Origin of the sequence: Acinetobacter sp. YH12227, from assembly GCF_013417785.1 — a bacterium.
Lineage (GTDB): Bacteria > Pseudomonadota > Gammaproteobacteria > Pseudomonadales > Moraxellaceae > Acinetobacter > Acinetobacter gandensis.
The window spans coordinates 1-5,987 of record NZ_VPDH01000121.1; the positions used below are offsets into that span (position 1 = coordinate 1).

7 protein-coding genes and 1 tRNA gene are annotated in these 5,987 nt (G+C 39.2%); 1 reads left to right on the top strand and 7 read right to left on the bottom strand.

Annotation, left to right across the window (positions count from 1 at the left end; translation table 11 throughout):
- Positions 1–367: 367 nt before the first annotated feature.
- The 7 genes from lptB to cysS all read right to left on the bottom strand — a co-directional run bounded on the left by lptB (position 368) and on the right by cysS (position 5,534).
- Entirely contained in the window at positions 368–1,111 is a 744-nt protein-coding gene (gene lptB, locus FTV09_RS16790; protein WP_067762586.1) for an LPS export ABC transporter ATP-binding protein, read from the bottom strand.
- Positions 1,111–1,677 (bottom strand): lipopolysaccharide transport periplasmic protein LptA, encoded by a 567-nt coding sequence (gene lptA / locus FTV09_RS16795; protein ID WP_067762587.1) that lies wholly within the window; start codon positions 1,675–1,677, stop codon positions 1,111–1,113. The genes lptB and lptA overlap by 1 nt, the downstream gene beginning before the upstream one ends.
- On the bottom strand, positions 1,667–2,209 hold the full coding sequence (gene lptC / locus FTV09_RS16800; RefSeq protein ID WP_067762588.1) for an LPS export ABC transporter periplasmic protein LptC: 543 nt from the start codon (positions 2,207–2,209) through the stop codon (positions 1,667–1,669). Before lptC ends, lptA begins: the two co-directional genes overlap by 11 nt.
- 37 nt (positions 2,210–2,246) lie before the next feature.
- Entirely contained in the window at positions 2,247–2,786 is a 540-nt protein-coding gene (locus FTV09_RS16805; RefSeq protein WP_067762589.1) for an HAD family hydrolase, read from the bottom strand.
- 4 nt (positions 2,787–2,790) lie between these two features.
- Complete coding sequence (locus tag FTV09_RS16810) at positions 2,791–3,768, bottom strand: KpsF/GutQ family sugar-phosphate isomerase (RefSeq protein ID WP_067762590.1); 978 nt, start codon at positions 3,766–3,768, stop codon at positions 2,791–2,793.
- Between the two features lie 206 nt (positions 3,769–3,974).
- Positions 3,975–4,050: transfer RNA gene (locus FTV09_RS16815), tRNA-Gly, on the bottom strand.
- 62 nt (positions 4,051–4,112) lie between these two features.
- Positions 4,113–5,534 (bottom strand): cysteine--tRNA ligase, encoded by a 1,422-nt coding sequence (gene cysS / locus FTV09_RS16820; RefSeq protein WP_180058935.1) that lies wholly within the window; start codon positions 5,532–5,534, stop codon positions 4,113–4,115.
- 241 nt (positions 5,535–5,775) lie between these two features.
- Here cysS and FTV09_RS16825 point away from each other — a divergent pair.
- A partial coding sequence (locus FTV09_RS16825) for a transposase (protein ID WP_180058936.1) occupies positions 5,776–5,987 on the top strand: 212 nt, incomplete at its 3' end.

Genomic DNA, 5,987 nt, shown 5'->3' on the forward strand with positions numbered 1-5,987 from the left:
TCATGAGAAAGCCCATATAAATGGGTAATGTACAAGTTGCTGTAGAAGCATGTTTAATTCGTCTGATCACAGATACTTTATAAAGTATTTTAATACTTTTTTGAATCCGTCAATGCGTAAGTCCTAAGGTAGTAATAACATACAAACAAAGGCGTATTTATTTGGTCGCTTCAACCCTTTTTTCGGGTTCGTTATCTTTCGTAATTGCATGATGTAAGCAAGTCGTATTTTTAGTTAGAGTATACTGATTTATTGTTAATTTTTTAGATTAAATGGTCAGTTTTTGTCGCATTAGACAATAACATAAACCTGTTGAATGAAACTAGCGCATTCAACAGGAAAATTCATCTTTTTATAATGATATTTATCATACAACAAAGTCATCGCCTAAATAGACTTTACGCACCGTTTCATCAGCTAACACCTCATCAGGTGTGCCTTCTGCAATTACAGCACCTTCACTTACAATATAAGCATGCTCACAAATTGCGAGTGTTTCACGCACATTATGATCAGTAATCAATACCCCAATACCACGGTCTTTCAGTGTACGGATAATATCTTTGATATCGCCCACAGAAATTGGGTCAACACCTGCAAAAGGCTCATCTAGTAGCATAAACTTAGGATCTGCCGCTAAGGCACGCGCAATCTCAGCACGACGACGTTCACCACCTGAAACACTCATACCTAATGAATCTTTAATATGGGTAATTTTAAAATCGGCAAGTAGTTCAGCAAGTCGTTGCTGACGTTGTTGCTTATTTAAATCTTTACGTGTTTCCAAAATTGACATGATATTTTCAGAAATCGTAAGCTTTCTGAAAATCGATGCTTCTTGCGGTAAATAACCGATCCCTTTGCGTGCACGTTCATGCATCGCTAAATCTGATAGATCTAGGTCATCAAGATGAATTTCACCTTTATCCATTCGAACCAGACCGACCACCATATAGAAACTCGTGGTTTTACCTGCACCATTGGGACCGAGTAATCCAACAATTTGACCACTCTGCATACTAAAGGACACATCCTTTACCACCCAGCGCTTACTATAGTTTTTTGCTAAATGCTTAATGCACAGCGTTTGTACTTGCTGATTTTGCTCCATTAATCACGCGCTCCTGGGAAGGATTTAGTGCTTGATGGTGGAATGACAATTTGTACACGACCTGTCGATGAACCCGATTTATTCGGAGTACCTTCAGCAACAATATCACCCTTATTCATACTGTATTTCAATGAATTACCACGAATACTCGCACCATCTTGTTGAAGCAATGCATTACCAGTCATAGTGATGATGCCGGTTTCAGCATTATAGATAATTTTTTGAGCCTGACCTTTGGCTGGGCCTTTAGCTGGATCAGTTTTTTGTTGGAAATGTGCAGGTCCACCTGTCGCAGTGATCGTACTAATTTCTTTTTTACTGTTCAGGTTTGCCACAATTGAATTTGCTTGTAGCTTCATCGTGCCCTGTTCAATGATCACGTTACCAGTGTAAGTCGTGATGCCTGTTTTCTCATTAAATGTTGCACGATCCGCAACCAATGAAATGGGTTGATTACGGTCAGATGGCAAAGCAAAAGCCGCAACCGAGCATAACGCCAGTGAACCGAGTAGCGCTGCACGTTTTAGGAAAGTTTTAGGAGTGTTTCGATTAAGATTATGGTTCATACTTTCCTCGAATATTAAAAAATTCGTATTGACCGTCATTCAAATTGGCTTTTAAACCTTGGCTAGTAAATTCAGCTTGTGGCGAAATCACAGTAACAGGTTTATTCGTCTCAAGTTCACGAGTATCAGGAAATGCAGTAAGTTCATCGGTATGAAACTCCATTTGCCCTTGATTCATCAATTTAGTCGCCACGACTTGCTCACTGAGTACAACTTTTTTATTGTCATCTGTGCCATTTGCTTGTTTTGCAAAGAATGTTGCATCTACCGCACCATCTTTATATGCAGAGGCTTTCAGATTTACCAAGTGTGAGGTTTGTTTCTGCAAATCTTGCTCAAGACGATCGACCTGAGCACGAATATGCAATTTGCCTAATTCATCAGTTTGGGTGATCACAATATTTTCAGCAGAATACGTCATACTTTTAGACGAGTCTGCTTGAAGCTTGTTACCTTTACCACCGAAGTAGTAGTAACCGCCACTTATTGCGGCAATAACCACTGCCGTAACGTATAAAACTTTAGTATCCATAAGCGGAGATTCAATCCAGTGACGGCATCATAGTTTATTAATAAGGTGCACTTGCATATTTTTCAAGTAGTTCCTGGTATACGCCTTTAGATACCAACAACATGTCGCAAATTTCACGTACTGCACCACGACCACCCATAGCTTGAGTTACCAGATCAGCACGACGACGCACTTCTAAATGACCATTGGGTACAGTGACTTTCATCCCCGCAATTGCAAAAGCTGAAAGATCAGGCCAATCATCACCCATATACAAACAATCTGAAGGATCAATACCAAACTGAGCACACGCTTCTTTTAAAGCAACGCCTTTGTCTTCGCGACCTTGAAAAACCAAATCAACACCAAGGTCTGACATGCGCTTATCAACGATATTGCTCTTACGACCTGTAATGATGATAACTTTAATACCCGCTTTTTGAACCAGTTTCATACCTAGTCCATCACGAATATCAAATGATTTAATTTCATCGCCTGTATTGGTCAATGTAACAAAACCATCACTTAAAATACCATCTACATCTAATACCAATGCTTCAATGTGACGCGCTTGTTCTAGCAAAACATATGATGCCATTTAATTAATTTACCCCAGCTTGAATCAGATCATGCATGCTGATAATACCAATGACTTTATTGGCTTCATCAACTACAACAAATTGTGTAATTTTCTTTTCATTCATACGTTCTAACGCATGTACTGCACGAGCATCTTGTGAAATGGTCAATGGATTTTGAATCATTACATCAGACACGTGCATGTTTACATCAAAGCCTTGCTGCTTATCAATTAAACGACGCAAATCACCATCAGTAAAAATACCCAATAATCGATCCTGCTCATCAACAACTGTGGTTAAGCCAAGACGTTTGTTCGAAATTTCGTACAGAACTTTGTTCATTGGTGTATCTGGTGAAACTTTTGGTAAATCTTCACCTGTGTGCATTAAATGTTTTACATGCAGTAATAAGCGTTTACCCAAGGCACCCGCTGGATGAGATCGAGCAAAGTCATCCGATGTAAAGCCACGAGCATCTAATAAAGCCACTGCCAATGCATCACCCAAAGCAAGCGTTGCCGTCGTACTTGAGGTCGGTGCTAAACCTAATGGGCAAGCTTCTTGAATATTTCCAAGCGTCAATGCTACATCAGCATTTTGTGGCATCGGGCCTTTATCATCACCACTAATGGTAATAAGTGGAATCTCAAGATGTTTGATTAATGGCATTAACATCATAATTTCATCGCTCTTCCCAGAGTTCGAAATTGCAATGAGCACATCACCACTGACTAACATCCCCAAGTCCCCATGACCTGCTTCACCAGGATGCATAAAGAAGGAGGGCGTGCCAGTTGAGGCAAATGTAGCAGCCATTTTACGACCAATATGGCCTGATTTACCCATGCCTGTAATCACTAAACGACCACGACATTTTAAAATGTATTCGCATGCACGATCAAAACGCTCATCAATTTGAGTCGCTAATACCTGCAGTGCATGCTCTTCGATACGTAAAGTTTCTAATGCAACTTTTTGAAAATCGATTTGATTCGGCATATTTTGTGGATTCAAAACCTTTACACCTTACTAACTCGCCAACGAGTTAACCTTTAATAGGATTTCAGAATATTTTTAGACATTTTAGCATAACTAACAAAGTTCTACGTTTCAAAATATTGCTGCGAAATGTAATGTTTATTGTAATTTTTCAATTTTTTAGACAAAAAAAATCCTTATCTTTCGATAAGGATTTTTTCGTATTCTGGAGCGGGAAAGGAGACTCGAACTCCCGACCCCAACCTTGGCAAGGTTATGCTCTACCAACTGAGCTATTCCCGCAATGAGGTGAATTATAGAGAAATTCACACAACTGTCAACTCTCTATAATTTTATTTGTCTATTTAATCAGCACGACGCCAAATTGTACCTTGACGTGTATCTTCTAGAACAACACCCTGATCTAGTAAAGACTGACGGATTTCATCTGCTTTCGCAAATTCTTTGGCTTTTTTGGCATCTTTACGCTGTTGAATCAAATCTTCAATTTGTTCTTCAGTTAAACCCAACGTTTCTTGACCAATATCCGATTTTAAAAACTCATCAACGTTGTATTGCACTAAACCTAGGATATTGGTCAAGTGACGTAGCGTTGAATAATAAATACCCGCCTGCTCTGCATTTTCCTCTTTTACCGCACGATTGAGTTCTTTATTGATTTCAAACAAAATCGCAATTGCTTCAGGTGTATTGAAATCATCACGCATTGCAGCATTAAATTTTTCAACCAGCGCTTGGTCAAACTGTTGTGTCGACGCTTCACCATACGCTTGTTGATATGCTTTAAAAGAATGGTAGAAACGTGAAAGTGTGTTTTTCGCTTCTTTGAGAGCAACATCAGAATAGTTCACTGGGCTGCGGTAGTGAGACGATACAATAAAGTAGCGTACAACTTCTGGATGGAATTTTTCTATGACATCGCGAATCGTGAAGAAGTTGCCGAGTGATTTCGACATTTTTTCACCGTCTACATTAATGAAACCCGCATGCATCCAGTAGTTTACATACTGCTCACCTGTTGCTGCTTCTGATTGTGCAATTTCATTCTCATGATGTGGGAAGCTTAAATCTGCACCACCACCATGAATATCGAAGTGGTTGCCTAAGCAGCAAGTGGACATTGCTGAACATTCAATATGCCAACCCGGACGACCATTGCCCCATGGTGAAGCCCAAGACGGTTCATTTTCTTTGGCATGTTTCCAAAGTACAAAGTCAAATGGATGTTTTTTTTCTACTTCAACATCTACACGTTCTGATGCACCGGCTTGCATGTCTTCAAGTTTACGCCCCGAAAGACGACCATATTTTGCAAATTTTTCAACTTCAAAATACACATCACCATTGTTTGCAGGATATGCTGTTCCATTATCCACCAACGTACCAATCATATTTTGCATTTGATCAATATGATCCGTTGCTTTCGGTGAAGCATCTGGTTCCAAACAACCTAATTTTGCAAAATCCTCATTCATTGCATCAATAAAACGGCTCGTAAGATCTGAAATCTTTTCACCATTTTCATTGGCACGTTTAATAATCTTGTCATCTACATCTGTGATATTACGAACATATTTTACCTGCCAACCCTGGCTACGTAAAAAACGAATAATGTAGTCAAATGCAATAACAGTACGCGCATGCCCAATATGACAGTAGTCATATACAGTCATTCCGCAAACATACAAATCGATATGCCCTTCTTTTCGAGGTACGAATTCTACTTTTTTACGTTGCTCAGAGTTATAAAGAACAAAAGATTGCATAGCTGTTCAAAAGACTTCAATAAAAGGATGGTTCATCTTAACCTAAGCATTATTATTCATAAAGTTTTCAGAAGTGTTTTATTTCTATATTTTGATCTAATAATAAAAAGGCCAGCATTTGCTGGCCTTTTTATTTTATTTCACTATTTCAACTGGACATTGCACAAGTAACTCTTGAGTTTTTGGAGGCTTTGTTGCACAAACCTATCTGTAAAGGCTTTTTCAGCGATATAATTTTCAAATGAAGAAGCCTGCACACAAAATCTACCGCACAATCAATTGGCCCGCATATAACCGAGCACTTATGAGTCGCGGAAATATTGCCCTTTGGTTTGATCCTGCTACGCAATGGTATGCGCCATCAAAAGGCAAACAAGGGCGAAATCAAACCTACTCCGACGCAGCCATCCAATGCTGCTTAATGATTAAATCCTTATTCCGTCTGTCTTTACG